The following is a 26,102-nucleotide window of genomic DNA, read 5'->3' as shown; positions in this document are numbered from 1 at the left end:
CTTTTCTAGTATATTAAATTCTAATGGGTTTTTTATCTGGTACGGAATTTTTACTTGTTTGTTTGTTGTAGTTAAAAATTAGGAAGAACTAAACTCAAATAGATCTTAATTGTTGGGAAAAGATAAAGGGGAAATGGAGGGAAATAGTGATGAATCAAAAATCATCATCTACAATGTTTTTTGCCGGCTTACAATGGCTGTTTTTTATGTTTGCAAATACGGTTGTCATCCCGTTAACCATTGGGGATGCATTCGATTTATCCTCCATGGAAGTCGCGAGTGCACTTCAAAGGTCATTTATTTTCACAGGCGTGGCTTGTGTACTTCAGGCAGTAATTGGACATAGATATCCGCTGATGGAAGGGCAATCTGGATTATGGTGGGGAGCGCTCTTAAGCATTAGTGCATCCGCTTCTTCAGCAGGGTTAACTGCCAGTGAAATGGGTGGTGGTTTAGCAGTTGGTATCATCCTTTCCGGGGTTCTTGTTACGATACTTGGTGCTCTTGGAATGGGGAATGTGTTAAAACGTTTGTTTACACCTGTTGTCATGAGTACAGTGTTATTTTTGTTAGGGGCACAGTTGGTTGGAATTTTTACAAAAGGAATGCTGGGGTTGTCAACTGGGGATCAAATTCACTTGCCGACAGCGGCTTTGTCGATTTTCTTAGTCATTCTTGTGGTTTGGATTAATGTAAAGGGACCTGGAGTCATTCGAAATTTTTCAATTCTGATTGGTATTGTAGCAGGCTGGATTATTTATGTGATTTTCTTCCCGGCCCAGTCAGTTGAAGTTGTTACATCAACGAAGATTTTCAATGTTTTTCCTTGGGGGAAACCAACCTTTAATCTCAGTCTTATTATATTTGCTGTCATCACTGGATTAGTGAATACAACCAATACCGTTTCCGCTATTAAAGGGTTTGAACCTATGGTTAATGCCTCGACTACAAATAATCAGTACCGCAAATCATTTGTGTTAACAGGTTTAAATTCAGTTGTTTCAGGAGCGTTCGGAATGGTTCCTTATGCACCATATGTGTCGTCGCTAGGTTTTTTACAATCAACACTCATATTTCAAACTCTGCCAATGATCATTGGTGCGGTTATGTTTATGGTGCTTGGTTTAGTTCCAGCGCTTAGTCATCTCTTTTCAACATTACCAGTAAGTGTAGGAAACGCCGTCTTATTTGTTGCATATTTACAGCTATTTAGCGGGGCTATTTCGAATTTAAAAGGAATTACCTTTACCTCAAAGACTATTTATCGGATTGCTGCTCCAGTTTTATTGGGGATTGCCATTATGAATATTCCTGCTGCTATGTTTGGATCCATCCCAATGGTTGTCAGACCACTTGTAAGCAGCGGTTTATTAATTGGAATTATCCTAGCCGTACTGCTTGAAAATACCATTAATTGGTCAAAGTTGGACCAAGTCAAAAAAAGTATGGTAAAAGAGGAAAAGGTTAGTTAAATAAAAATACATTAAATACAAAAATGCCACAGTTTTCGCGACTGTGGCGTTTTTTTGTTCATTTTATCTAAAAAAGTCGAAAAAGGATTGTTTACAATTGCCAATGACAAGCTTTTTGCAAACGGTTAAAATCAATTTATCAAATCAAGTTAAAAAAAGATTAAAAAGTGTGACCTTGATATAAAATAAAGATAATGATTTTTACAAAAAAAGTTTAAAGAAACACTTTCCGCCTTCGTTTAACTTGATAATAACAACAAAAAGACCACATCTAGAAAGGGATAAATTCTTGGACAAGGTTCAAAACAAGAATATTCCGTACACAAAGAATAGGGGGAAAGTTTATATGTCTACACATTCTGAAACTTTTGCTTCAAATGAGATAGATATGCAACATGCAGCAGGCTTAGATGACTCACTAAAACCGAAAACCAAAGAGGGTAGAACGGTTAATCCTTTATCCTATATGTTTATGTGGATTGGAGACGGTGTTAACTTAGGAAATATGACGCTTGGGGCTAGTGTCGTTGTAGCGGGAGTGGCAACACTTAACATCTGGCAAACCATTGCAGCTGCTATCGTTGCGATTGCTATCATATCAACTATTTTTGCCTTGAATGATAGGCTTGGATACAAAGAAGGGATCCCATATGTTGTTCAGCTAAGGATGTCCTTTGGAATAAAAGGAACCGTAATATCGTCACTTTTACGTGGTATACCAGCAATCGTTTGGTACGGTATTCAAAGCTGGATTGGTGGTACGGCCTTAAATGAAATTATGAAGATTGTTACAAATGGTTCATTTGATAATATTGCTATTTGTTTTATCATCCTTCAGGTAGTGCAAATTGTCTTATCAACATTTGGTTTCCATGCTGTTAAATGGGTAGAAACACTTGCCTCTGTTGTGATTATGCTAGCACTTATTTATGTATTCGGGATTCTTTTAACATCCCATAGTGCCGACATTGCAAAGAATTGGGTGCATGCAAAAGGATCATGGGGCTTACCATTCTTTGGAATGATTATGGTCTTTTTAGGAAACTATGCAGGGATTTTTGTCAGTGCAGCAGACTATTCCAGAGAGCTTAAAACTGGTTTAAGTGATACAAAGCGGGGGTCATTATATTTTGCGCCAATCACTGTAGCGTATGGCTTTGTCATTGTCATCGGGACCATGCTTGCTTCAGCAACGGGTATCACAAATCCTGCAAAAGCAATACCGGTTGTAATCGATAATCCTTATATTTCAATAGGTGTGTCTGCGTTTATTGTCCTTGGGGTTATTGCAACAAATATGGTTGCCAACATTATTCCGCCGGCTTACGTTATTACATTACTGACAAAATTAAAATATAAAATGTCTGTCATCATCACTGGATTGCTTGCATTAGGTGCATTCCCTTGGTTGCTTGTTCAGGAGTCATCGGCAAAAGGTCTTAATGTGTTCATTCTTGTCTATTCCGCATTCTTGGGACCAGTTGTTGCGATTTTATTAATCGATTATTATGTATTAAGAAAGCAAAAAGTAAATGTTGCAGAAATGTATAAGGAAGATGGTTCATTTGCTGGATATAATCCAAGTGGGCTGCTTGCTATGTTTATTGGTGCTGCCGCAGCCTTTATCGAAGTAGACCTAGCATGGATTATTGGACTAGTCGTTGCAGGCGTTTCCTATTTCCTTCTATCTAAGTATGCCTTTAAAGATTCGAAATTTAAAAAAGGTACAATCTTTGAAAAATAATAAAAGTTTATTTAGAATTACGAAAAGGCCGCATTTTTCACTTGAAAAATGCGGCTTTTTGTTATTTTCTTGTTTATATTGGCTAAAAGTTTCGATATGAATTATATAAAAGTAACAATGACAAAACAAATGGAGAGGGTTAGAATACAAAGTGTTTCAAGTTAAAAAAAGATTAAAAAGTGTTACATAATATAAAAATAGTATAATTCATATCTGTAGATTGTGGCCTTATATTAGGGAATACTTTCCTCTTTTAATTTGATTGATTAGGAAGAAAGTAAACGTATATCTTTTTTTTGGGAGGGAAAATATTGGGACAAAATAATCCTGTATCGAACCAGGAGGTAAGTTTCAGCAAAGATTTAATGCCAACGAGGCAGGAAGATAGAAAATGGAAAGTTGGAAATTATTTTTCCCTTTGGATGGGGGCTGTCCATAACGTTCCATCCTATTTGACAATCGGTGGATTTTTTGCACTCGGTTTATCTATTGGCCAAGTTTTTTGGGCAATCATGATAGCGGCGGTGATTCTTGGAGCGATCCTTGTGTTAGGCGGTCATGCGGGTGCAAAGTTTGGTGTACCGACCTCAATGCTTTTAAGAACCTCATTTGGTCAAAGGGGTGCAATTGTACCTGGAATCATTAGAGGTGTTATAGCTGCTATTATGTGGTTTGGGTTCCAAACTTATGCAGGAAGTCTTGCAGTTACCATCTTAATTGGTGAATTTTGGCCAGCTTTCTTAAATCTAGGTGGCGGTTGGAACCTTTTTGGATTGCATTTACCAGGTTTAATTTCTTTCCTTCTATTTTGGAGTATAAATATTTTGTTTGTTTATGGAGGAATGGGTGTCCTTGGAAAATTTACAAACATTCTTTCTCCAATCATCTATATCGTATTTGGTGGAATGGCAATCTGGGCTGTTAGGTTAGCCGGTGGAATCACGCCAATCCTTCATTATACTGCTAAAGGGATTGAGGGAAATAGTGTTCTTGTTTTTATAGCATGTGTAAGTGCCCTCTTGGCAACATGGGCTTCCCTTGCTGTAAGCGTTTCAGACTTTACACGAGAAGCAAAGAGCCAAAAAGATCAAACGATTGGACAAATTGCAGGAGTCATTCTAACGTATTTATTATTTGCTTTTGCCAGTATCGCTGTTATTGTGGGTTCTGAAATTGCGTTTGGAACACCAATTTGGAATGTACTTGATGTCGTAGATAAATTTGATAGTAAATTTGCAATTGCTGTCTCCGTCATTACCATTTGTTTAACAACATTATCTGTAAATATTACGGGAAATATCATCCCTGCAGGCTACCAATTAGCGACCCTTTTTCCGAAAAGACTGAACTTTAAAACAGGAGCATTAATTGCTGCTGTGGTTGGAATCCTCATCATGCCATGGAAGCTGATGGAAAACCCTACGAGTATTTTTACTTTCTTAGGGATTATGGGTGGGTTACTAAGCCCAGTATTGGGAATCATGCTTGCTCAATATTTTGTGATTGCGAAAAAGGAAATTAATATAAAGGATTTGTACAGTGCAAATGGGATGTATAGATACCGAAACGGCTTTAATATACCAGCATTAGTCACGACTGCAATTGCAGGGGTTATTAGTTTGATTGGGCAATTCGTCCCGGTCTTTAAACCTCTTTATGATATGTCATTTTTCACAGGTACAATCACAGCTTTTATTCTTTATATTTTATTTGCAAAAACAGGGATGTCTAAAATTAATATAACAGGCCATTCAGAAGACCGGCTGAAAGAGATTTCCTGAATTCTAAAATGTTTTAAAGCGATGACTGGTAAGACTAGTTATTGTTTAAATATAAATTCAATCTTTTCAGGGAGGAAATAATATGAAATACGATTTAATTATTAAAGGTGGAAACGTAGTATTCCATGATGGTGTTCGTAAAGTTGATATTGGGATTAAAGATGAAAAAATTACCTGTATTGCTGAGCAAATTACTGAAGATGCAAAAGAAATTATTGATGCAAACGGTCAATATGTTATGCCAGGAATGGTTGATACACATGTTCACATCAGTGAACCTGGGCGTACTGAATGGGAAGGCTTTGAAACAGGCTCAAAAGCAATGGCAGCAGGCGGTACAACAAGCTATGTAGAAATGCCGCTTAATGCACTGCCTGCCACAATCAATAAAGAGGCTCTGGATCTTAAGCTTGAAGCAGCTGTTAACCAAAACTATGTAGATTATGCTTTCTACGGCGGACTTGTGCCGGAAAATCTTGATAAACTGCAAGAATTGGCAGATGCAGGTGTTCTTGCCTTCAAATGCTTCTTATCAGATATTACAAGTGATATTCCAGGGGATTTTACTAATGTTGATGATTACACTTTATATAAAGGTATGCAAAAATTAGCAGAATTGGATCAGATACTATGTATTCACGCCGAAAACGCATCGGTTACCTCTGGCCTTTCAAAAGAATTTGCGAGAGAAGGCAAAAATTCAGGTGTAGAATATGCAGAATCACGCCCGATAGTTACAGAAGTTGAAGCTGTCAGTCGTGCGATTCTTTTTGCTAAAGACACTGGCTGTAAGTTGCATCTTGTCCATATTAGTACCTCTGAGGCAATTCAGACCATCTTGAAAGCACGTGCTGAAGGTGTCGATGTAACAGTTGAATCTTGCCCGCACTATTTTGCCATGACTGCAGAACAAGTTGATGAGATTGGACCTAGAGCAAAATGTCAGCCGCCTATTAGAAAAGCAGTAGATCAAGCAAAATTATGGGACGAGCTTCTTAATGGAAATATCGATTGGCTAACCTCCGACCATTCGCCTTGTACCGAGGACTTGAAGCAAGGAAATCTTTGGGAAGCATGGGGCGGAATTAGCGGCGTTCAAAATAACGTCGATTTAATGTTTGATTTGGCTGTAAAACAACGTGGTTTAGCTGTTGAAAAGTTTGTTGATTTAATTGCTTCCAATCCTGCTAAACGTTTTAACCTGCCTCATAAAGGTGAAATTGCCGTTTCCAAAGATGCAGATATTATTTTGGTAGATCCTAACCAATCATATGTTGTCAAACGCGAAGACCTTTACTACAAAAATAAACATAGTGCCTATGAAGGCAGAAAAATCGACTGCCGAGTGACAAAAACAATTGTTCGTGGACATGTTGTTTTCGATTTAGAAAAAGGTATTGTCGGCAACCCTGTCGGAAAACTTATTTCAGCTCAAAAATAATACCCTGCCTGTATTAGTTTAACAGGGGTTGTTATAATACAACTATGATAATAATAAAATTACCATATTTTCTGAATAATTACAATATAAAAAAGAGAATTTGAATGTATTTTAAAAAAAGCTGTGTTAAAGAACATTGTTGACTTTGAGCACAATGTTGATTGGAGTGGAAGGTGCGAGACTCCTGCGGGAGCAGCGGGACAGGTGAGACCCCGCAGGCGCGGAATTCGCCGAGGAGGCTCACCGCCCGCCCCTGGAACGGAAATCAACATTCACTTTTATCACAGCCTAAAAAAAGGGAGATTAACTGCCATGACTAATTACGATTTAATTATTAGAAACGGTAATATTGTAACTGTAGATTCAATTGTCAAAGGGGATATTGCAGTTCAGGCAGGAAAGATTGCAGAAGTGTCCATTGGAAAGGCAATTGATGGAAAGGCTGAAAACGAAATTCAGGCTGACGGTCTTCATGTATTCCCAGGCTTAATTGATACACATGTTCACTTTAATGAGCCTGGAAGAACAGAATGGGAAGGCCTTGAAACCGGGAGCAGAAGTTTAGCTGCCGGTGGAGTAACAACATTCTTTGATATGCCATTAAACAGTACACCTCCAACTATTAACAAGGAGAATCTTGCCTTAAAACGAGAACTTTCCGAACAAAAATCAATCGTGAATCCACGCTTCTGGGGCGGGCTTGTACCGGAAAACATTGAAAATCTAAAAGAACTTCATGAAAATGGCGTTATTGGCTTTAAAGCCTTTATGTCTCCAAGTGGAATTGCCGATTTTGATAATGTTGATGATGAAACCATCTTTAAAGGCATGACGGAAATTGCTTTTCTTGGCTCTCTTTTAGCTGTTCACGCCGAAAGTACGGTCATTTGCGATCAGCTTGCACAAAAGAAACAGAGCGAAGGCAAAACATCGGCACGTGATTTTGTTGAGTCAAGACCGATCATTTCTGAAATTGAAGCAGTAAGAAGAATCATTTCTTATGCGGAAGCTACTGGATGTAAACTGCACATTGTTCATGCAAGCAGCCGGAAGGTTGTTGAAGTAATTGAAGAGGCAAAACGTCGGGGCGTCGATATTACAGTCGAAACTTGCCCGCACTATCTGTCCTTAACCGTTAAGGATTTAGAAGAAAAAGGCGGAATGGCAAAGTGCTGCCCTCCATTACGCGATGAAGGTGAACTAGAAGATTTATGGGTTGCTGTAGCGAACGGCGAGATTGATGTGATTGGGTCTGACCATTCACCAGCACCTGCTTCTATGAAAGAAATTGAAGGAAACTTCTTCGAAGGCTGGGGCGGTATTTCCGGTGCACAATCTACCTTGAATATTTTGTTGACTGAAGGGCATTTTAAACGGAATCTTCCATTAGAAAAAATCGCTGCCTTAACAGCTGCAAACCCAGCGAAATTATTTGGGCTTTCCAATAAAGGAACAATTGCTGCTGGTTATGATGCTGATTTAGCTCTTGTCAATTTGGAAGAAAGCTTTAAACTTAATAAAGAAGATTTATTCTATCGTCATCAACATTCACCATATGTGGGAATGACCTTTAAAGGAAATGTCAAAACCACGATTGTCAATGGAGAAGTTGTTTTTGAAAACGGGCGTATTACAAAAGAGTTAATTAATTCTTAAAGAATGATTAGAGTAAAAAAAGGGCTTAGAGTTGTTCTCTTAGCCCTTTTCACCTATTTATTGATGTAGAAAGGTTGCAGCGGCTTATGGAATTCAGAGTAAAAGATTTGCTCCAAATTGCGTCACTTAAGGATGCTGTAGTACTAAGTGGGCACACCTATTTAAACAATATAATTAAAGGTGCCACGATTATGGAAGCCCCCGACATTACTGACTGGTTGAAGGGCGGGGAATTAATATTAACCAGTCTCTATCCTATCCGTACTTTTGATAAACAGGAGCAGCGGCAGTTTATTTCTCGGTTAGCGGAAAAAGGGGTTAGTGCACTGGTCATAAAGAATCATCGCTTTGTGACAGAGATTCCGGAGCCAATTGTAAGTGCCGGGGAAAAATTCAAGCTGCCGATTATCCAGATTCCGAAAGAAATTCCCTATGTTGACGTTATGTATCCGGTTATGGGCGAAATCTTGAATAATCAAGTAAAGAAGCTCCAATATTACAAGGAAATTCATGACCGTTTTACTGCATTATCCTTAGCTGATGAGGGACCTGAAGAAATAATTGCAACATTAGAGTTATTAATCGGAAATCCAGTGGCCCTATTTGACCGGAATTTCCATTGTATTGCTTCCACGCTTCCGTCCTTGGCAATGTTTGAGATTGTTGAAAAAATCCCTTATTACAATCAAACAGAGGAAATTAAATTCCCGCATTATCGGCAAGTAGTCAAGTATCCTGAGCTGACCGGCCAAAAGGGATATCAAATCGTCGTACCAGTCGAAACAATTAACCACATTAAAACATATCTGTTAATCGGAGAAATGAATAAACCTCTAGAAGAACTTGACTTTATCGCTGTTGAAAATGCAGCAACAGCTTTATCACTGGAATTAGTAAAACAATTCGCGGTAGCAGAGGTGGATAAGAAATTTAAAAATGATTTAATCGGGGAAATAATAGAGGGGAAATATCAATCAAAGGTCACGCTGTACCAAAATGCGAATTTAGTAGGTTGGGATTTAGAACGTTCCTTTGCAGTTGTTTTGTTCAAAATCATCAAAAATAATGAACCACTTTCACCAAGGGTAAAAAATAAGCGGGGAATTTCCAACCAGCACGAGCCAATGGTTAATGAGGTCATTCACCGATATTTGCCAAGTGAAATTATTGGAAATAAAAGCAGTCAGGTTATTGTGTTATGGAAAATAAAAAAGAATGAGAATGAATTAAACTGGATATCGAGAATTAAAGAAACAGCGAATGATATCCAAGAATTGTTAAAAAAACAGATTGGGGATATCATGATACAGGTAGGCATAGGAAGCTTAGCTAATAGTATAGATGAAATTCCCATAAGTTATCAAAAAGCCAAGGATGCTTTGGAACTGGGGGAAATTCTGAAAGGGAAAGAAGCCGTAACGGCATTTTCTGAATTAGGGATATTTAGACTCCTTTGCCAATTTGATGATCCGACCCTTTTAAAGCCTTTTATCCCGTCTTCTTTACAAAAATTACTTCATTACTCACAAGCAAATAAAAATGATTTGATCGAAACGTTAAAAACTTTTTTAGAGTGTAATCAAAATGCGACAAAAGCGTCCCAAGTGTTATTTATACACCATAAAACGGCTATTTATCGATTAGATAGGATTAAAGAGATTACTGGTATGAATTTTGAAGACCCAGAGGAAATGTTATCCGTTCGAGTTGGTTTGAAGATAGTAGATCTTCTCGAACGAGAAAATAAAACGCTTTTGAATTGATTTTTTAGCTAATTTCTTTATACTAGTACATTAACCTTATGAATATAGAATGGGGGAATCTGCATGACTAGAAAAGCTTATACTGCAAAAAATGCCGTCGCTTCCGGACCATATTCACATGCGGTTGACGCAGGTGAATTTATCTTTTTATCGGGTCAAACAGCAATGAACACAGTCGGAGCTGAAAAGTTGACGGGCGATATTGCTGCACAGACCAAGCAGTGTTTTGCTAATTTATTCGAGGTATTAGAAGCTGGAAACCTAACACCTGATGATGTTGTAAAAGTAAATGTGTATCTGACAGACATGAAGAATTTCACAGCAATGAATGAGGTATATAAAACATTCTTTGCGGATCCGTATCCTGCTAGAACTTGCGTCGCTGTTTTAGCGCTGCCGCTTGGTGCAGAGGTAGAAATTGAATTAATTGCTAAGAGATCCAGCTAAATGTAGTTAAAAAGGAGCAAGCAACGGCTTGCTCCTTTTTATTTATCCATTTTGGACAAAAAAACAAATCATCTTTATCCAATAGTCATAATGATATTTCAGCTGAAAATGCTTACACTAAAAGAAGGAAGAAAAAGAATTTATATCTCTGTAGAATGTTTTTTGGGGGTAGATGCAATGGAAGATTTACAAAAAGAATTAGTTGGAAGACTTGAATGGCTGGGGGAATTTGGGGAAGATCCTGCTGGCGGAGTTTCACGTCTTCTATATTCAAAAGAGTGGACCCAAGCACAGCACGCGTTAAAAGGCTGGATCGAAGAAGAAGGCCTTGAAGCCGGCTTTGATGAAATTGGCAATTTATTTGGGACGTTAAAAGGAAAAAATACGAATGAGACAGTTCTTACTGGTTCGCACGTAGATACCGTTAAAAATGGCGGCCTCTATGATGGCGCGTATGGTGTAGTTGCAGGTATCTTGGCTTTAAAATATTTAAAGCAAAAATACGGACAGCCACTTCGTAACATTGAGGTAGTTTCTATGGCGGAAGAAGAGGGTAGCCGTTTCCCTTATGCTTTTTGGGGCTCTAAAAACATCGTAGGTTTAGCTAAGCGCGAAGATGTTGAAACGATTACCGACTTTGATGGAATCCCATTTGTTGAAGCAATGAAAGAGTCTGGCTTTAATTTCAAGGATGATTCAAAAGCACCGCGCAATGATTTAAAAGCATTTGTTGAGCTTCATGTTGAACAAGGCAGTGTCTTAGAAACGGAAAAAATACCAGTAGCTGTTGTCAACAATATTGTTGGTCAAAGACGTTTTACTGTTGAAGTAAACGGTGAAGCGAACCATGCCGGTACAACTCCAATGGGATATCGAAAAGACGCACTCTACGCTGCCAGCCAAATGGTTTTTGAAATGATTACAATGGCCAGAGAAGCGGGAGATCCGCTTGTAACTACGGTTGGTAAAATTGAAGCGCAGCCTAACATCGTGAATGTGGTGCCAGGAAAGGCGATTTTCACCATCGATGTCCGCCACACGGAAAAAGAGGCACTCGTATCGTTTACAGATCAGATAACTGCACGAATGAACGAAATTTCAAAAGAACATGGTGTTGAAACAACCATTGATATGTGGATGGATGCTGACCCGGTTCCAATGGATACAACAGTAGTGGAATTAATTGAGAACCAATTTAAAGAAAACGGCTTGAATTTCAAGGTAATGCACAGTGGTGCAGGGCATGACTCACAAATTTTTGCTCCATTCGTACCTACAGCCATGCTATTTGTCCCTAGTCACAAAGGAATCAGCCATAACCCGGCCGAATATACAGAGCCTTCAGATTTAGCAGAAGGCGTAAAGGGTCTTATAGGTGCCCTATATGAATTGGGTTATAAATAAACTTTAAATATAGAGGAGAATTGAATCATGGGTTATCCAAAAGATTTACTTTCAAGCAGATCAATTATTAAACACGGATTATACGCTTTAATCGCACCTGAAGGTTTGGTAAATAATGTTGTTCCAGGATTTGAGAATTGCTCAATGTCCATTCTAGGTTCACCAAAGCTTGGTGCAAGTTTTGTTGACTACATCATTACGATGCACGAAGGCGGAAAGAATAGTGAAGGCTTCTGCGGTCAAGAAGATGTAGAATCATTTGTCTATGTGCTTGAGGGAAAAGTGAAAGCAACAGCAGGTGAAGAGGAGCATGTTCTTGAAGGCAGCGGCTATTTATATTGCCCGCCTGGAGTAAAAATGTATTTAGAAAACCTTGAAGCTGGTGACTCACGTCTATTCCTTTATAAGCAAAAATATAAACCGCTTGAAGGACGCAAGCCATGGGTAGTAACTGGTCATGCAAATCAAATCGAATTTAGAGATTATGATGACATGCACAATGTTCATATTAAAGATCTTTTACCAGCGGATCTTGATTTTGATATGAACTTCCATATTTTATCGTTTGACCCGGCGGCGAGCCATCCGTTTATCGAAACTCACGTTCAAGAACATGGAGCGTATTTACTGTCTGGAGAAGGCATGTACAATCTTGATAACGAATGGATTCCGGTTAAAAAAGGTGATTACATCTTTATGGGACCTTATGTTCATCAAGCAGCATACGCAGTTGGCAGAGAGCCATTAGCATACGTTTACTCTAAAGATTGCAACAGAGACGCATCATTATAATTTACAACAAGTTTTTTACTAAAAAGTAGGTGCCTAAATGAGAGTTACAAAAGAAAAATTAACAGATCTAATCAAAACGAAGCTTCAAAAGGCAGGTCTTAAAGAGGAACATGCTGAAATAGCAGCAGATGTCCTTGTATTTGCTGATGAACGAGGTATTCATTCACACGGGGCAATGCGTGTGGAGTACTATGCAGAAAGAATTGCAAAGGGCGGAATAAATACAAATCCTGACTTTAAGTTTGAAAAAACAGGCCCTTGTTCGGCAGTTTTTCATGCTGATGGCGGCAATGGACATGCCGCTGCGAAACTGGCAATGGCTGAAGCCATCAATATGGCAAAAGAAAATGGTGTAGCAATCGTTGGGGTGAGAGATATGTCCCATAGCGGTGCAATCTCCTACTTTACCCATCAAGCAGCAGAAGCAGATTTAATTGGATTTTCTGTTTGTCAATCCGATCCGATGGTGGTCCCATTTGGCGGGGCTGAGCCTTACTATGGTACCAACCCAATTGCCTTTGCTGCGCCAAGTAATGATGGAAGAAAGATCACATTAGATATGGCGACTACGGTTCAAGCTTGGGGGAAAATCCTTCATGCAAGATCAAAAAATGAATCTATTCCCGATACATGGGCAGTGGATGAAAAGGGAGAACCGACTACAGATCCATTAAAAGTAAGTGCGTTATTGCCTATATCCGGACCTAAGGGATATGGCCTTGGAATGATGGTTGATGTATTATCTGGAATTCTTCTAGGACTCCCTTTTGGAAACAAGGTTTCTTCCATGTATGAAAATTTATCCGAATATCGTAAATTGGGTCAACTTCATATTGTGATTAACCCAGCATTCTTTACTGGCCTAATGGATTTCAAACAAAATATTTCTAATACGATGGAAGATCTAAATCAGATTAAACCTGCAACAGGCTTTTCAAAAGTCCTCTATCCTGGTCAAAATAATGATGTAGTCATAGCAGAATACAAGGAAAAAGGCATTGAAATCGTTGATGATATTTATGAATATTTAATCTCTGATACCATCCATAACAATCAATACGATCACAAAAATCCATTTGCTGAATAGTTACATTTATTAAACCTACAATAACTAAAGAGGTGCAAGGGATGAGGGTAACAAAAGAGCAATTAAAGGATCTAATTGTCACAAAGCTTCATAAAGCAGGATTAACAGTGGATCATGCTGGTATTGTAGCGGATGTTCTTGTTCATGCTGATGCAAGAGGATATCACTCTCATGGGGCAATGCGGGTAGAATATTACGCTGAAAGAATTGCAAAGGGTGGTACAACTCATAATCCGAATTTTGAGTTTACCAAAACTGGTCCGTGCACAGCCGTTTTCGACGGTGATAATGGAGCGGGTCAAGTTGTGGCCAAATTAGCGATGGATGAAGCGATTAAAATGGCTAAGGAAAATGGGATTGCTGTTGTAGGCATGAGACGCTTGGGCCATAGTGGTGCCCTATCATACTTTGTACAACAAGCTGCTGATAAAGACTTGGTTGCGATTTCCCTTTGTCAATCTGACCCAATGGCAGTGCCATTTGGCGGAGCTGAGCCTTATTATGGGACGAACCCTATTGCCTTTGCGGCTCCTGGAAAGAATGGAGAACATATTATTATCGATATGGCAACAACCGTTCAGGCATGGGGGAAAATTCTTGATGCCAGATCCAAAAATAAACCTATTTCTGAAGGCTGGGCTGTGGATAGCGAAGGCGCGGGTACAACAGATCCATTTAAAGTTAATGCGTTATTGCCAATCGCCGGTCCAAAAGGATACGGGTTAATGATGATGGTCGACGTATTATCCGGAATCCTATTAGGCCTTCCCTTCGGAAATAAGGTAAGTTCGATGTATCATGATTTAACTGAAGGCAGAAATCTTGGTCAGCTGCATATTGTCATTGATCCAGAACGTTTTGCAGGAATTAACGCTTTCAAAGAAAGTGTTGCTCAAACAATGAAAGATCTGAATGCTATTAAGCCAGCTACAGGATTTGATAAAGTTTACTATCCTGGACAAAGAAGTGCAGAAAGAGAAAATAAATCAGAAGTAGATGGCATCGAAATTGTTGATCATATTTATGAATATTTAACATCAGATGTTGTTCACAACAACGCTTATGATAATAAAAGCCCTTTTGCAAAATAATCGTAAATAATCTCTATAAAAAAGGGCGGCTTCCATGTTTAGCCGCTCTTTTAAATCTGTAAAAGAGCGAAAATTCATAAGAATATAACATAAGTAGTTTTAACGAATTTTTAATGTGTATGTATTGTTTTTTATTACATTGCAAGGTAAAAAACCTTACCATTACAGAGGAACAAATGCTTTATATCCCCGCTTATTATGAAAGCGAAAAATATATTAAAGAGGTGCATTCATTAATGCTTTATACGATTATCAAAGAGAATTCCTACCAGGATTCAGTTAACCTGATGCTTCTCACCAATAAAATTTCCACTATGGACGGAATTAACAAAGTCCAAATTATGATGGGAACTCCGGCCAATAAAGATATCTTCAAAACTGCAGGTCTCCATACTGAAGAGCTTGAAAAAGCTGCTGCAAATGATATGTGTATCGTTGTTGATACAGATTCAGAAGACAAAATTCAAGAAGTTCTTGATGAAGTTGATCAATATTTAAACAATCAAGCAATTGCAGGAAGCAAGGAAGAATTTGAAACAGTACGTACATGGGATAAAGCGCTTAAAGCTTTACCAAATGCAAATATTGCGCTTATTTCTACTCCAGGTCAATATGCGGCTGAAGAAGCTGAGAAAGCAATTGACAATGACATGCATGTCTTAATCTTTAGTGATAACGTGTCAATCGAAGATGAGCGCCGTATTAAAGAAAAGGCGCATGAAAAAGGCCTTCTTGTTATGGGTCCAGACTGTGGTACTGAAATTGTCTCCGGTGTACCGCTTGCATTTGCAAACGTTGTAAAGCAAGGAAATATTGGTATTGTTGGGGCTTCCGGAACTGGTATTCAGGAAGTAACGGTTCAAATCGACCGTCTTGGCGGCGGTGTTACACATGCGATTGGAACAGGTGGACGTGACCTTTCTGATAAAATTGGTGCGATTACGATGTTAGATGCAATCAAAGGGTTAGCAAACCATAGCCAAACAGAAGTCATCACACTTATTTCTAAGCCGCCTGCAAAAGAAGTACGTGACGAAGTTGTTCAATTACTTCAAAGTGTTTCAAAACCAGTAGTTGCCATCTTCCTTGGCGAAGAGCCGCATGCACATGAAGGAAATATGTACTATGCGAACACCCTTGAAGAAACAGCTGCAATCTCTGTAGACCTTGCAAAAGGAAATGCGGTGAAAGCAAACTACTATCAATACAACCTTGAAGTACCGGCAGTAGACTTAAAGCCTGAACAAAAAACAATCAAAGGACTTTATTCCGGCGGTACACTTGGCTATGAAGCGGCAACACTTATTAGCAGAGGTCTTGGACTTGGAAAAAGCGAACATCATGAGGATGGTTATCTATTAAATGCAAATGGCTTCGAAGTAGCTGACCTAGGTGATGATATTTATACACAAGGTAAACCACACCCAATGATTGACCCTAATACAAGAATTGAATTCTTCCAAAAAGCAGCGCAGGATGAGCAAACAGCGATTATCCTATTCGATGTTGTTCTTGGGTACGGTTCACATGAAGATATGGCCGGTGCGTTACTTCCTGGTATCGAAAAAATCCAAAAAGCTGCACAGGAAAACGGCAGAAATATTTACTTTGTTGCTACTGTATGTGGAACAGATCAAGATCCGCAAAACATTCAAGAACAAAAATCAAAGCTTGAAAAAGCTGGGGTTATATTAAGAGACAGTAATAACCAAGCAATTCGCACAGCTTTAGCTATGCTTGATATCAAGGTTGAAGAAGCAGATAAAGAAGTAGTTCCTGCGAAAGTTGAGGCTGCAAAAGCTGAAATCACAGTTTCTTCAGCAATTGAAAAATTCCTGAACGAAAAGCCAAGCGTGATCAACGTAGGTCTAAAGAAATTCACAGATTCTATTACAGCTAACGGCGGCAAAGCTGTTCAATTCGACTGGCGTCCAGTAGCCGGTGGTAATGAAAGAATGCGCAAAGTCTTAAGTGTCCTTCGCTAAACCAAAGGGTAAACGAATTTGCACTAACATTGAATTTTCAGGAGGAAATGCATTATGTACGGACAATTTAAAACAATTGATGAAGCAAATAGAGCAGTAATCGATCAGGTTGTATCAAGCTCACCATTTTTAGTGGATGTTGTTCCAGCTAAATCTGTGATTAAAGAATTAAATGGAAAAGTATTACTTCATGCAGGGCCGCCTATGAAGTGGGAAAATATGACTAGCCCGATGCAAGGATCTTGTGTAGGAGCAACACTTTTTGAAGGTTGGGCTACAAACGCTGACGAAGCACGTGCAATGCTTGAAAATGGCGAAATCGAATTCATTCCATGTCACCATGTTGATGCAGTCGGCCCAATGGGTGGAATCACATCTGGAAGCATGCCTGTTCTTGTTGTAGAAAACCGCAGCGGCGAAAATCGTGCATATTGCACAATGAATGAAGGAATTGGTGCAGTTCTTCGTTTCGGTGCCTATTCTCAGGAAGTAATCAACCGTCTTGGATGGTTTAGAGATGTACTAGGTCCAGTAATTTCTAAAGCACTTAAAGTAAAAGGCGACGGCTTAAACGTGAACGTTGCGATGGCAAAAGCAATTACAATGGGAGATGAGTTCCACCAACGTAATATTGCTGGATCACTTATTTTCCTAAAAGATATTGCTCCATATATTATCCAAACAGATGCTTCTGAGAAAGATAAGCAAGACGTTATTCAATTCTTAGCTGATACTGACCAGTTCTTCTTGAATATTGCGATGGCAACAAGTAAAGCGGTTATGGATACAGCTCGTCAAATTCAACATGGTACTGTTGTAACAGCAATGTGCCGTAACGGTTATGAATTCGGAATCCGTATTGCAGGTATGGGGGATCAATGGTTTACAGCACCGGTTAATACACCTCAAGGTCTTTTCTTTACAGGTTATGATCAAGACATGGCTTGTCCTGACATGGGGGACAGTGCGATCACTGAAACATTCGGTGTCGGCGCTATGGCGATGATTGCAGCTCCTGGTGTTACACGCTTCGTAGGTGCAGGCGGGATGGACGATGCAGTTAGAACAAGTAATGAAATGATGGAAATTTGTATCGATCATAACTCTAACTTCTCTATTCCTACTTGGGATTTCAAAGGTTCTTGTCTTGGAATCGATGCAAGAAAGGTTGTTGAAACTGGAATTGAACCAATAATCAACACTGGTATTGCTCATAAAGAAGCAGGAGTTGGCCAAATCGGTGCAGGTACCGTTCGTGCCCCATTAGCTTGCTTCGAAAAAGCGATTGATGCTTATGCTGTTAAACTTGGTTTAATTGAACCTGCTGCAGAATAAATGAAGAAAAGTACTCTTTTTGGAGAGGGATATAGTGATCTAATTCCTCTCCTCCTTTGTAAAAAGGGCAATGGTCATGTCCATAGTATTTTTAAAAATGGTTTTAATATTAAAATGGATGACTCACTCATTTTTATTGGCAATAAAAAAAACGGGCTGCTCCCATTTGGAATTCATCTTTTAGAAGAAGAAACATTAAAGGCTGTTTCAGTCGTGAAAAATGGAGAAACCGTTTCCTGGAATACGGGGACGAATTCTTTGGATTTTTCAGGGTTATCAATCAGCCTAGAAAATGGTCAACGTTTTAAAAATGAGTTAACTTCTCTAAAAAACAACCGGGTCTTCGAAATCGGTTTTGAAAAACTTTGCTCGCGGTTAAGCACAATGGAAGAATTAACTGGGTTGGATATCGATATAAATCAATTTTTAAAAAGGTTTAATGATGTCGGCGAAAAAAAGTGGTTCGGACCTGAATCATATTTGGTCATGTTGATTGAAGTGGTGATGTCGAGTGACCTGTATTTAATTGAGAAGACCCTTAGGTATTTCCTTGGCAGGGGAAAAGGCCTGACACCATCAGGTGACGACATGATCGTCGGGTTATTAGCTTTTGATGCCACTTCCAATTTTATTTCTGCACTATTTTACCAACAGCTTTCAGAGCTGCTGGAGAGTGAACCAATCACAACGGATGTGAGCAGGGAATACTTACGGTATGCGATTCGGCATGAATTTGGCTCAGCCGTTACCGAATTGGTGAACTCACTTGCCAGCGGTGATGATGCTACCTTCAATAAGGCCTTTCAGAACTTGCTTGAAGTCGGCCACAGTTCGGGATTGGATACACTATTCGGTATTCTTATCGGGATGCTGGCCTTTAAAAACCCAAATGAACAATAAAATTATCTTACAACATTGGAGAGATGTTACATGAGTAAAATTGTCCTAGCTATCGGCGGCAATGCAATTATTAAAGAAGGACAAAAGGGTTCGATTGAAGAACAGCAAAAAAATATTAATGAAAGCTGTGAACCAGTCCTAGGATTAATCGAACAGGGCCACACTGTAGTTATCACTCACGGAAATGGACCGCAAGTTGGCAACACGTTAATTAAAACTAAAATGGCTGAATCAGTCGTTCCAGCTTATCCTTTAGATGTACTTGATGCGGAAACTCAAGGTAACTTGGGTTATTTAATCCAGCAGGCATTTAGAAATAAAATGGTTGAGCGTAATATTAGTAAGACAGTTGCAACCGTTGTTACGCAAGCAATTGTTTCTAAAGATGATCCAGCGTTTGAAGCTCCTACTAAACCAATTGGACCATTTTATTCTAAGGAAGAAATGGAAGAAATTCTTAAAACTGAAAAGCTTACTTTTATCGAAGATAGCGGCAGAGGATACAGACGTGTAGTTGCTTCTCCAAAGCCAATCAAAATTGTTGAAAAAGAGGCAATTGAAGCATTGCTTGAGAAGGACATTACTGTTATTACAGCTGGAGGCGGCGGAATCCCAGTTATCGAGAATAACGGTATGCTTGAAGGTACGGAAGCTGTCATCGATAAAGACTTTGCAAGTGCATTACTTGCTGCTGAAATTAATGCAGATTATTTATTTATCTTAACAGGTGTGGAACAAGTAGCCATTCATTTTGGCACACCACAGCAACAAAATTTATTAGAAATGACAGCTGATGATGCACTCCGCTATATGGATGAAGGTCATTTTCCAAAGGGAAGTATGGGACCAAAAATTGAGGCAGCTGTTTTATTCCTGCAAAAAGGCGGAAAGAACGTTATCATTACATCGATTGATAAACTTCAGGATGCTCTTCAAGGAAAAACTGGTACACGTATCGTAATGAAACGTGAAGCAGCAGTTACAAATAACTAAATCTCTACTCAGCCCCTGTATGTAAAAAGCATATAGGGGTTTTTAATAATAATGGTCGTCGGCGAGTGAATTTTAATAGAATGGGGTGTAACCATTTAATGAAGGAATCAGAAGTACAATTTGCAATGATGAATAAAGGAAAATTCAATTTTGAGGAAGATAAGGACCAGCATGCCCGGCTAAATGCTGTATTAAAAAGTATGTCTGAAGGAATCATCCTAGTTGATAACAATAAAAATATTGTTTACCAAAATGAGTTTGTTACTAGACATCTTTTTCGCGGAATTGGGTCAGATAGCCTTAAAACAGAAGTAGATTTAATTGCTTTCATCCAAAAGGTAAGTGTTTTGAAAAATGATAAAGTGGATGAGTTATTACAATCAGAGGATATAACTTTAAAACTGACGATTGAGTATGAGAATCAGCTAAAATATATTATGTTGAACAAATTTAGTGTGTATTCTGAAACAGGCTTTATTGGTAATGGCTATTTGCTTCGTGACATTACGAAAGAGGAAGAGATTGACCAACTAAAGAGCAATTTAATTACGATTGCCAGCCATGAATTTAAGACACCGATTACGAACATCCGCGGCAGCGTGGAAACGCTAATGAGACAGGATGCGGACTGGGAAGAAGACTTCAAAATCGAGCTTCTACAGGGAATCCATGAAGATATTTTGCATCTGCAGGATTTAATTTCTGTCTGGTTTGATATCAAGAAAATCGAAATGGGAACCATGTCTTTAAATAAGGGGTATTTTCCTATTTCGCAGTTGATTTCAAATACCTTGGATCAGCTTCCCCGCGAAATAGCAGCAAGTGATATGGTTCGTTATGACGAAGATAATCAGTCCCGTATTTCCTTGCTTTATGGAGATAAAAAGCGTCTTCAACAAGTGCTGCTTAATTTAATTATGAACGGACTTGTGCACAATGACTTACCTGAGAAAAAGGTTCTAATAACTGTGGAGGTCGGGTCCGAGGATGTATTTATTCATGTTAAAGATAACGGAATCGGTATATCAAAGGAACTTTGCAAAAAAATATTTGATCGTTTTTATAGGGTCGACAACTCGCCGCAGCGGAAAACAGGAGGAACAGGTCTCGGTCTGTCGATTTGCCTTGGATTAATGAAAGAGCATAATGGTGATATACTAGTCGAAAGTGAACCCGGAAAGGGAAGTATTTTTACGATGAAGCTCCCGATTAACGAGGAAGATCATGGAGGTAATTATGAATCATAAAATTGCAATCGTAGATGACGAACCAAAAATTGTCCGATTCATAAAGGCCAATTTACTTTCTCTTGGATATAAAGTAGAAACGTTTTCAGATGGTGAACAGTTTCTTGATAACTTTGATTTGCATGAACTTGATTTAGTCCTGCTTGATATTATGATGCCGAACATGGATGGGTTCACCGTTCTAGAAAGGCTGCGGAAATTTTCAAACGTTCCGGTCATTATCTTGACTGCACGCAGCAATTCTAACGATTTGGTGGAAGGTTTTGAACGTGGGGCAGATGATTATTTAACAAAGCCCTTTTCGCTTGAAGAGTTATTTGCCAGAGTGAAGGCTGTTTTACGAAGAACTTCGCATCTCGAACAGTCTGTTCACGAGGACAAGAAGATTACCATAGGCAGAATTAATATTAATCTTGCACAAAAACGTGTGTTTGTGGATGAGAAAGAAATGCGCTTTACCAATACGGAATATTTGATTTTAGAGCATCTTACGATTCATGCCGACAAAATTGTCAGCCATGAACAAATTCTCGTGTCGGTTTGGGGAGCAGAATATCGAGATGAAGTGGAGTACTTGCGTGTAGCGATTGCGAGAATTCGGAAAAAGCTGAAGGATGCTGGCTGCAAGGACATTTCTAAAATTATTCGTACCTATCCGGGAATTGGGTACTCACTTTTAACAGCCGAAAAGTAAAGAAGACGGCAAGTGCCGTCTTTTATGAAAAAGGGCAGCTTGGCACTAAACACACCGCATTTATTAAGTTAGTTAGCACTTTGAAAAATAGGAGAAGTTTCCATGTTAGATCTAATCAGCCAGCTGATTTGGCGGATGTGCATGATTGTTACGATAGCATTCTTAATTACCCGGCTAAATCTCTTTAGGCAAATGATTTACCAGCACTTAAGCTGGAAAGGTAAAATTGTTATGATTTTTGTATTTGGTTTATTTGGAGTCATAGGGAATTATACAGGAATAGCAATCCATCCAGATGTTTCAAAAATACAATCTGGAGATGTGGCACATAATCTGGAATCCTTTAAGGCAATTGCGGATACTCGTAATATCGGAGTAATTATTGGCGGGCTTTTCGGCGGTCCCGCAGTCGGATTGGGTGCGGGAATTATCGCAGGCGGACATCGATTTCTATTAGGCGGATTTATTAATACGGCCACTTTTATTCTGACGATACTAGGTGGATTAACAGCAGGTTGGATCAATCGGAAAATTACCATTAAAGAACGAATGCAGCCGTCGCTTATTTTATTGATAAGTGTATTAATCTTATTTCTGCAAATAATTTTAATCCCTGTCTTTACGAAATCCCATAACGTGGCTTTATTATTAATTCAATTCACTGGATTACCAATTATCATTGTAAATGGAATTGGAATTTGGATCTGTGCATTAATCTTCAATAGTGTGGTACGCGAAGAAGAAAAAGTAAAGGCCATTCAAACCCAAAAGGCATTATTTATCGCAAACAAAACATTGCCATTTTTTCGCCGGGGGTTCAATGTGGACTCATGCGAAAAGGTAGCACAAATACTATGTACATATACAAAGGCTGATTCTGTAGCCATTACCGATTTAACGGATGTTTTAACCCTTGTTGGTGAAGGGAAAGAATATGGACACTTACTGAGGTACGCTGATCAAGACGCAGTAAAAGAGGTACTCCAAAAAGGGGAAATAAATACCTTAAAATCGATTAGCTTGAAAAATAGTAATTGTCCATTGAAAGCAGTCATTATTGTCCCATTGGTGGTGGGCGAAATACCTATAGGTACATTCAAATTATATTATAAAAAGCCATTTAAAATAAATGAAGCGGAGTTAGAATTAGCGGAAGGATTACTCATGTTGTTTTCAACCCAGTTAGAAATAGGTGATGCTGAACGGCATAAAGAATTGCTGCAAAATGCAAAAATTAAAGCATTACAAGCCCAAATTCACCCTCATTTTCTTTTTAATTCGATTAATGTGATTTCCGCACTTTGCAAAAGAGATCCTTTGTATGCGAGATCGCTGCTACTTCACTTAAGTACTTTTCTGCGCAATAATACGAGTGCGGCAAGTCAGACTTTAATCCCGATTGAGAAGGAGATGGAGACTCTAAAAGCTTATTTTATTTTAGTACAAGCACGTTTTCCGGAGCGTTTTACCATTAAAACAACGGTAGATCCAAGCGTTAATATGGCATTAATCCCTCCGTTCACCATTCAACCTCTGGTTGAAAATGCAATTGTTCATGGATTTTCACAACGACGTAAACAGGAAACCATTGAAATTACGATAGACATTAAGGAAGAAAGTTTCCTTAGACTTTTAATTAATGATAATGGTCGAGGAATTCCTAGCAAAAGGCTAAAGTTTATTGGCAGCGAAACCATTCTTTCAAATAAAGGGGCGGGGATAGCGATACAAAATATTAGGGAGAGGCTATCATTAGTGTTTGGTTCAGAAGCTTTTTTTTCTATAGACAGCCAGGTTAACAGTGGAACAAACATTACAATCATTGTTCCCCTCCAATATGAAAGGAAGGAAGAGTCTAGTGATAAGAGCTTTCTTGGTTGAGGATGAGTTGTTTGCCAGAGAAGACCTTAAGGACATACTTTTACAAAGTAATAAAATTGAGGTCGTTGGAGAAGCAGATGAAATAGATCAAGCCATTTTGGGGATTCATCAATTGGAGCCCGAAGTAATTTTTTTAGACATACAATTGGCAAAAGGAAATGGGATTGAATTAGCTCATCAACTCCGTTCATTAAAGAATCCGCCTTTCATTGTTTTTGCTACTGCGTTCGAAGAATATGCAATCAAAGCTTTCGAACTTGATGCCGTCGATTATATTTTAAAACCGTTTGACGAAAAAAGAATTGAACAAACAATTGAAAGAATAGTGGAGTGGCATCAATTAAAAAATGAAGACGGCCAATCAAAGCCAGTAAAAGAAGTGAAATCGAGCCTTAAAATAAATAAGCTAGCAGTCGTTAAAGATGAGCGGATTATCTTGGTGGATTTCGAAAACATTCTATATATTGGAACAGAAAATCGCCAAGTATTTGTAAAAACAGTAAATGATAAATACGCCATAGATACAAATCTATATGAAATAGAACAAAAATTAGAAAGTCATTCTTTTCTGAGAGTACATCGTGGCTATATTATCAACCTTAAATATGTGAGTGAAATAGAACAATGGTTTAATGGCACCTATAATTTAATTTTTTGTGATCAATCGAAAGTTCCAGTTAGTCGCTCCTATGCAAAAACCGTTCGCCAATACTTAGGTTTTTAACCAAATTCGAGGCTGTTTTTATTTTATCTTTATATTTAGATGGAAAGGTTAATGTTTTTTTAACCCCCTTTTAACGTTTTTTTAACTTTACTCGTTGCAATTCGTATGTATTTGAAAGCATTTTATATCTAAATATGTTCATTTCGTGACTAATATAACAAAATGCCCAACCATTTATATATCATGAAATTAGGGAATAGTAAAAAAACCTTTTCAAAATAGATGAGAGTTTAGAATTTATAGTTATTCCCGAGAATATGAAATCGCTTTATTTTTAGTCACAAATCTACGAAGGTATTTAAGGGGGAATTTTGGTGAGTGACTTATCTCAAGTACAGCCAAAGAAAAAATGGAAAGTTCGCTATTCAATTTTATTAGTCCTATGGTTATGTTGGTTATTTTCATTTCTAGATCGGATGGTTATTACGATTGCTCTGCCATTTATCGGGGAAGACCTTAACTTAAATAAGACAGCTCAAGGATTACTATTAAGTATGTTCTTTGCTGGCTACGCATTGTTCCAGATTCCCGGCGGGATGCTATCAGATAAATTTGGTTTCCGTCGGGTAGTAAGTGTTGCTATCGTTTGGTGGTCTATTTTTACATCTTTAACAGGATTAATTTTCTCATATCCTCTGTTCTTATTGGTTCGTTTTGTCTTCGGTCTAGGTGAAGCCTGTTTACCGGGTGGATCATACAAGGCAATTGCTACCTACTTCCCAAGTAAGCAGCGTGGAACGGCCACGGGGATTCAATCAACCGTAAATACGCTGGGACCGGCACTAGCAGCGGTTGTGGCAGCAGCAATCATCGGGTTATATGGATGGCGTGTTGTCTTTATCGTAATGGGACTTCCAGGACTAGCAGTCGGTATATATATATGGTTCAAGTTTAAAGATAATCCAAAAGATCATCCTAAAATAACCAAAGAGGAACTTGCCGAGTTAGACGAAGATGTAGTGGTGGAGAAGGCTTCTGGGAAAAAGAAATCTGATGTATCTTTCAAAGAACTGTTAAAAAAGCCAATTTTATGGCAAATGGCACTTATTTGGTTCTTCTTTGATATTACGTTTTGGGGCTTTACCTCATGGCTTCCCTCTTATCTGATCAACGAAAAAGGTCTCTCTTTAATGCAGACAGGCATCTATAGTGCATTACCATATTTAGTAGGAACAGTAGGAGTCGTTCTAGGAGGGTATATATCCGATAGAATGAAAGGAAATCGAAAATGGGTATTTATCCCGAACGCATTAGCTGGAGGTTTAGCGTTATATTTAATGTTTCAAGCTTCGTCCTTAACAATGGTTATCATTTACCAATGTCTTGCAGCATTCTTTATGTTCCTAGCCCAAGGGGGATTCTGGGCATTGGTCGTTGACAGTCTGCCTGCAAAAATTATGGCATCCGGTTCAGCTACAGTTAACTGTTTAGGATCGTTAGCAGGCTTCATTTCTCCATTCTTAATGGGTTACATGATTGATTCAACCGGCTCATTCAATTCATCATTCATTATGATGATTGTGGCTCTAGTAATAGCAGCCGGTATCGCGATTACTATTTCTGGGAAGTCAAAAGATGAACCAGTAAATTTAGCCACTAAACTCGGCGCTTAATAAATAGAAAGTGGAAAGAATAGTAAAGGTCTGTCCTGGCTGCATTAACGAA

General features: G+C 38.6%; 20 protein-coding genes. All 20 read left to right on the top strand.

Annotated features, from left to right (window positions below; genetic code table 11):
• The first annotated feature begins 149 nt into the window (after window positions 1-149).
• The 20 genes from ACFVSW_RS06315 to ACFVSW_RS06220 all read left to right on the top strand — a co-directional run bounded on the left by ACFVSW_RS06315 (window position 150) and on the right by ACFVSW_RS06220 (window position 26,050).
• Window positions 150-1,472, top strand: coding sequence for a uracil/xanthine transporter (locus ACFVSW_RS06315; protein WP_387313622.1), 1,323 nt, complete (start codon window positions 150-152; stop codon window positions 1,470-1,472).
• Between the two features lie 346 nt (window positions 1,473-1,818).
• On the top strand, window positions 1,819-3,216 hold the full coding sequence (locus ACFVSW_RS06310) for an NCS1 family transporter (RefSeq protein WP_387313619.1): 1,398 nt from the start codon (window positions 1,819-1,821) through the stop codon (window positions 3,214-3,216).
• A 311-nt stretch (window positions 3,217-3,527) separates the two neighbouring features.
• Window positions 3,528-4,997, top strand: coding sequence for an allantoin permease (gene allW, locus ACFVSW_RS06305; protein WP_387313616.1), 1,470 nt, complete (start codon window positions 3,528-3,530; stop codon window positions 4,995-4,997).
• Between the two features lie 82 nt (window positions 4,998-5,079).
• Complete coding sequence (allB, locus tag ACFVSW_RS06300) at window positions 5,080-6,438, top strand: allantoinase AllB (RefSeq protein ID WP_387313613.1); 1,359 nt, start codon at window positions 5,080-5,082, stop codon at window positions 6,436-6,438.
• 312 nt (window positions 6,439-6,750) lie between these two features.
• Window positions 6,751-8,094, top strand: coding sequence for an allantoinase (locus ACFVSW_RS06295; protein WP_387313611.1), 1,344 nt, complete (start codon window positions 6,751-6,753; stop codon window positions 8,092-8,094).
• A gap of 86 nt (window positions 8,095-8,180) precedes the next feature.
• Complete coding sequence (locus tag ACFVSW_RS06290; protein WP_387313609.1) at window positions 8,181-9,857, top strand: PucR family transcriptional regulator; 1,677 nt, start codon at window positions 8,181-8,183, stop codon at window positions 9,855-9,857.
• A gap of 63 nt (window positions 9,858-9,920) precedes the next feature.
• Window positions 9,921-10,304, top strand: a complete 384-nt coding sequence (locus ACFVSW_RS06285) for a RidA family protein (RefSeq protein WP_387313606.1) — start codon at window positions 9,921-9,923, stop codon at window positions 10,302-10,304.
• A 177-nt stretch (window positions 10,305-10,481) separates the two neighbouring features.
• Window positions 10,482-11,708 carry an allantoate deiminase gene (gene allC, locus ACFVSW_RS06280; protein WP_387313604.1) on the top strand — a complete coding sequence of 409 codons (1,227 nt, stop codon included), beginning with the start codon at window positions 10,482-10,484 and terminating at the stop codon, window positions 11,706-11,708.
• 27 nt (window positions 11,709-11,735) lie between these two features.
• Window positions 11,736-12,500: a (S)-ureidoglycine aminohydrolase gene (gene allE, locus ACFVSW_RS06275; protein WP_387313602.1), complete on the top strand. Its 765-nt coding sequence runs from the start codon at window positions 11,736-11,738 to the stop codon at window positions 12,498-12,500.
• A 37-nt stretch (window positions 12,501-12,537) separates the two neighbouring features.
• Window positions 12,538-13,587: an ureidoglycolate dehydrogenase gene (gene allD, locus ACFVSW_RS06270; protein WP_387313599.1), complete on the top strand. Its 1,050-nt coding sequence runs from the start codon at window positions 12,538-12,540 to the stop codon at window positions 13,585-13,587.
• 41 nt (window positions 13,588-13,628) lie between these two features.
• Window positions 13,629-14,678 (top strand): ureidoglycolate dehydrogenase, encoded by a 1,050-nt coding sequence (gene allD / locus ACFVSW_RS06265; RefSeq protein ID WP_387313597.1) that lies wholly within the window; start codon window positions 13,629-13,631, stop codon window positions 14,676-14,678.
• 236 nt (window positions 14,679-14,914) lie between these two features.
• On the top strand, window positions 14,915-16,663 hold the full coding sequence (fdrA, locus tag ACFVSW_RS06260; RefSeq protein ID WP_387313593.1) for an acyl-CoA synthetase FdrA: 1,749 nt from the start codon (window positions 14,915-14,917) through the stop codon (window positions 16,661-16,663).
• 54 nt (window positions 16,664-16,717) lie between these two features.
• The gene (locus ACFVSW_RS06255) at window positions 16,718-17,998 is read left to right on the top strand and encodes a YlbE family protein (protein WP_387313590.1); all 1,281 of its coding nucleotides are present in this window, start codon (window positions 16,718-16,720) and stop codon (window positions 17,996-17,998) included.
• Complete coding sequence (locus ACFVSW_RS06250) at window positions 17,999-18,898, top strand: oxamate carbamoyltransferase subunit AllH family protein (RefSeq protein WP_387313587.1); 900 nt, start codon at window positions 17,999-18,001, stop codon at window positions 18,896-18,898.
• A 30-nt stretch (window positions 18,899-18,928) separates the two neighbouring features.
• Window positions 18,929-19,891: a carbamate kinase gene (gene arcC, locus ACFVSW_RS06245; protein WP_387313585.1), complete on the top strand. Its 963-nt coding sequence runs from the start codon at window positions 18,929-18,931 to the stop codon at window positions 19,889-19,891.
• 98 nt (window positions 19,892-19,989) lie between these two features.
• Window positions 19,990-21,138, top strand: a complete 1,149-nt coding sequence (locus ACFVSW_RS06240; RefSeq protein ID WP_387313582.1) for a sensor histidine kinase — start codon at window positions 19,990-19,992, stop codon at window positions 21,136-21,138.
• On the top strand, window positions 21,128-21,832 hold the full coding sequence (locus tag ACFVSW_RS06235; RefSeq protein ID WP_387313579.1) for a response regulator transcription factor: 705 nt from the start codon (window positions 21,128-21,130) through the stop codon (window positions 21,830-21,832). Before ACFVSW_RS06240 ends, ACFVSW_RS06235 begins: the two co-directional genes overlap by 11 nt.
• A gap of 102 nt (window positions 21,833-21,934) precedes the next feature.
• A complete protein-coding gene (locus ACFVSW_RS06230; RefSeq protein WP_387313577.1) occupies window positions 21,935-23,713 on the top strand; it encodes a LytS/YhcK type 5TM receptor domain-containing protein in 1,779 nt (592 codons plus the stop codon).
• A complete protein-coding gene (locus ACFVSW_RS06225; protein ID WP_387313575.1) occupies window positions 23,691-24,437 on the top strand; it encodes a LytR/AlgR family response regulator transcription factor in 747 nt (248 codons plus the stop codon). Before ACFVSW_RS06230 ends, ACFVSW_RS06225 begins: the two co-directional genes overlap by 23 nt.
• A gap of 314 nt (window positions 24,438-24,751) precedes the next feature.
• The gene (locus tag ACFVSW_RS06220) at window positions 24,752-26,050 is read left to right on the top strand and encodes an MFS transporter (protein ID WP_387313573.1); all 1,299 of its coding nucleotides are present in this window, start codon (window positions 24,752-24,754) and stop codon (window positions 26,048-26,050) included.
• The last annotated feature ends 52 nt before the right edge of the window (window positions 26,051-26,102 follow it).

The sequence above is a fragment of the Neobacillus sp. NPDC058068 genome, from assembly GCF_042885335.1.
Classification (GTDB): domain Bacteria; phylum Bacillota; class Bacilli; order Bacillales; family Cytobacillaceae; genus Neobacillus.
Note: the sequence above shows the minus strand (reverse complement) of the source record. Positions and strands in the feature narration are given on the sequence as shown.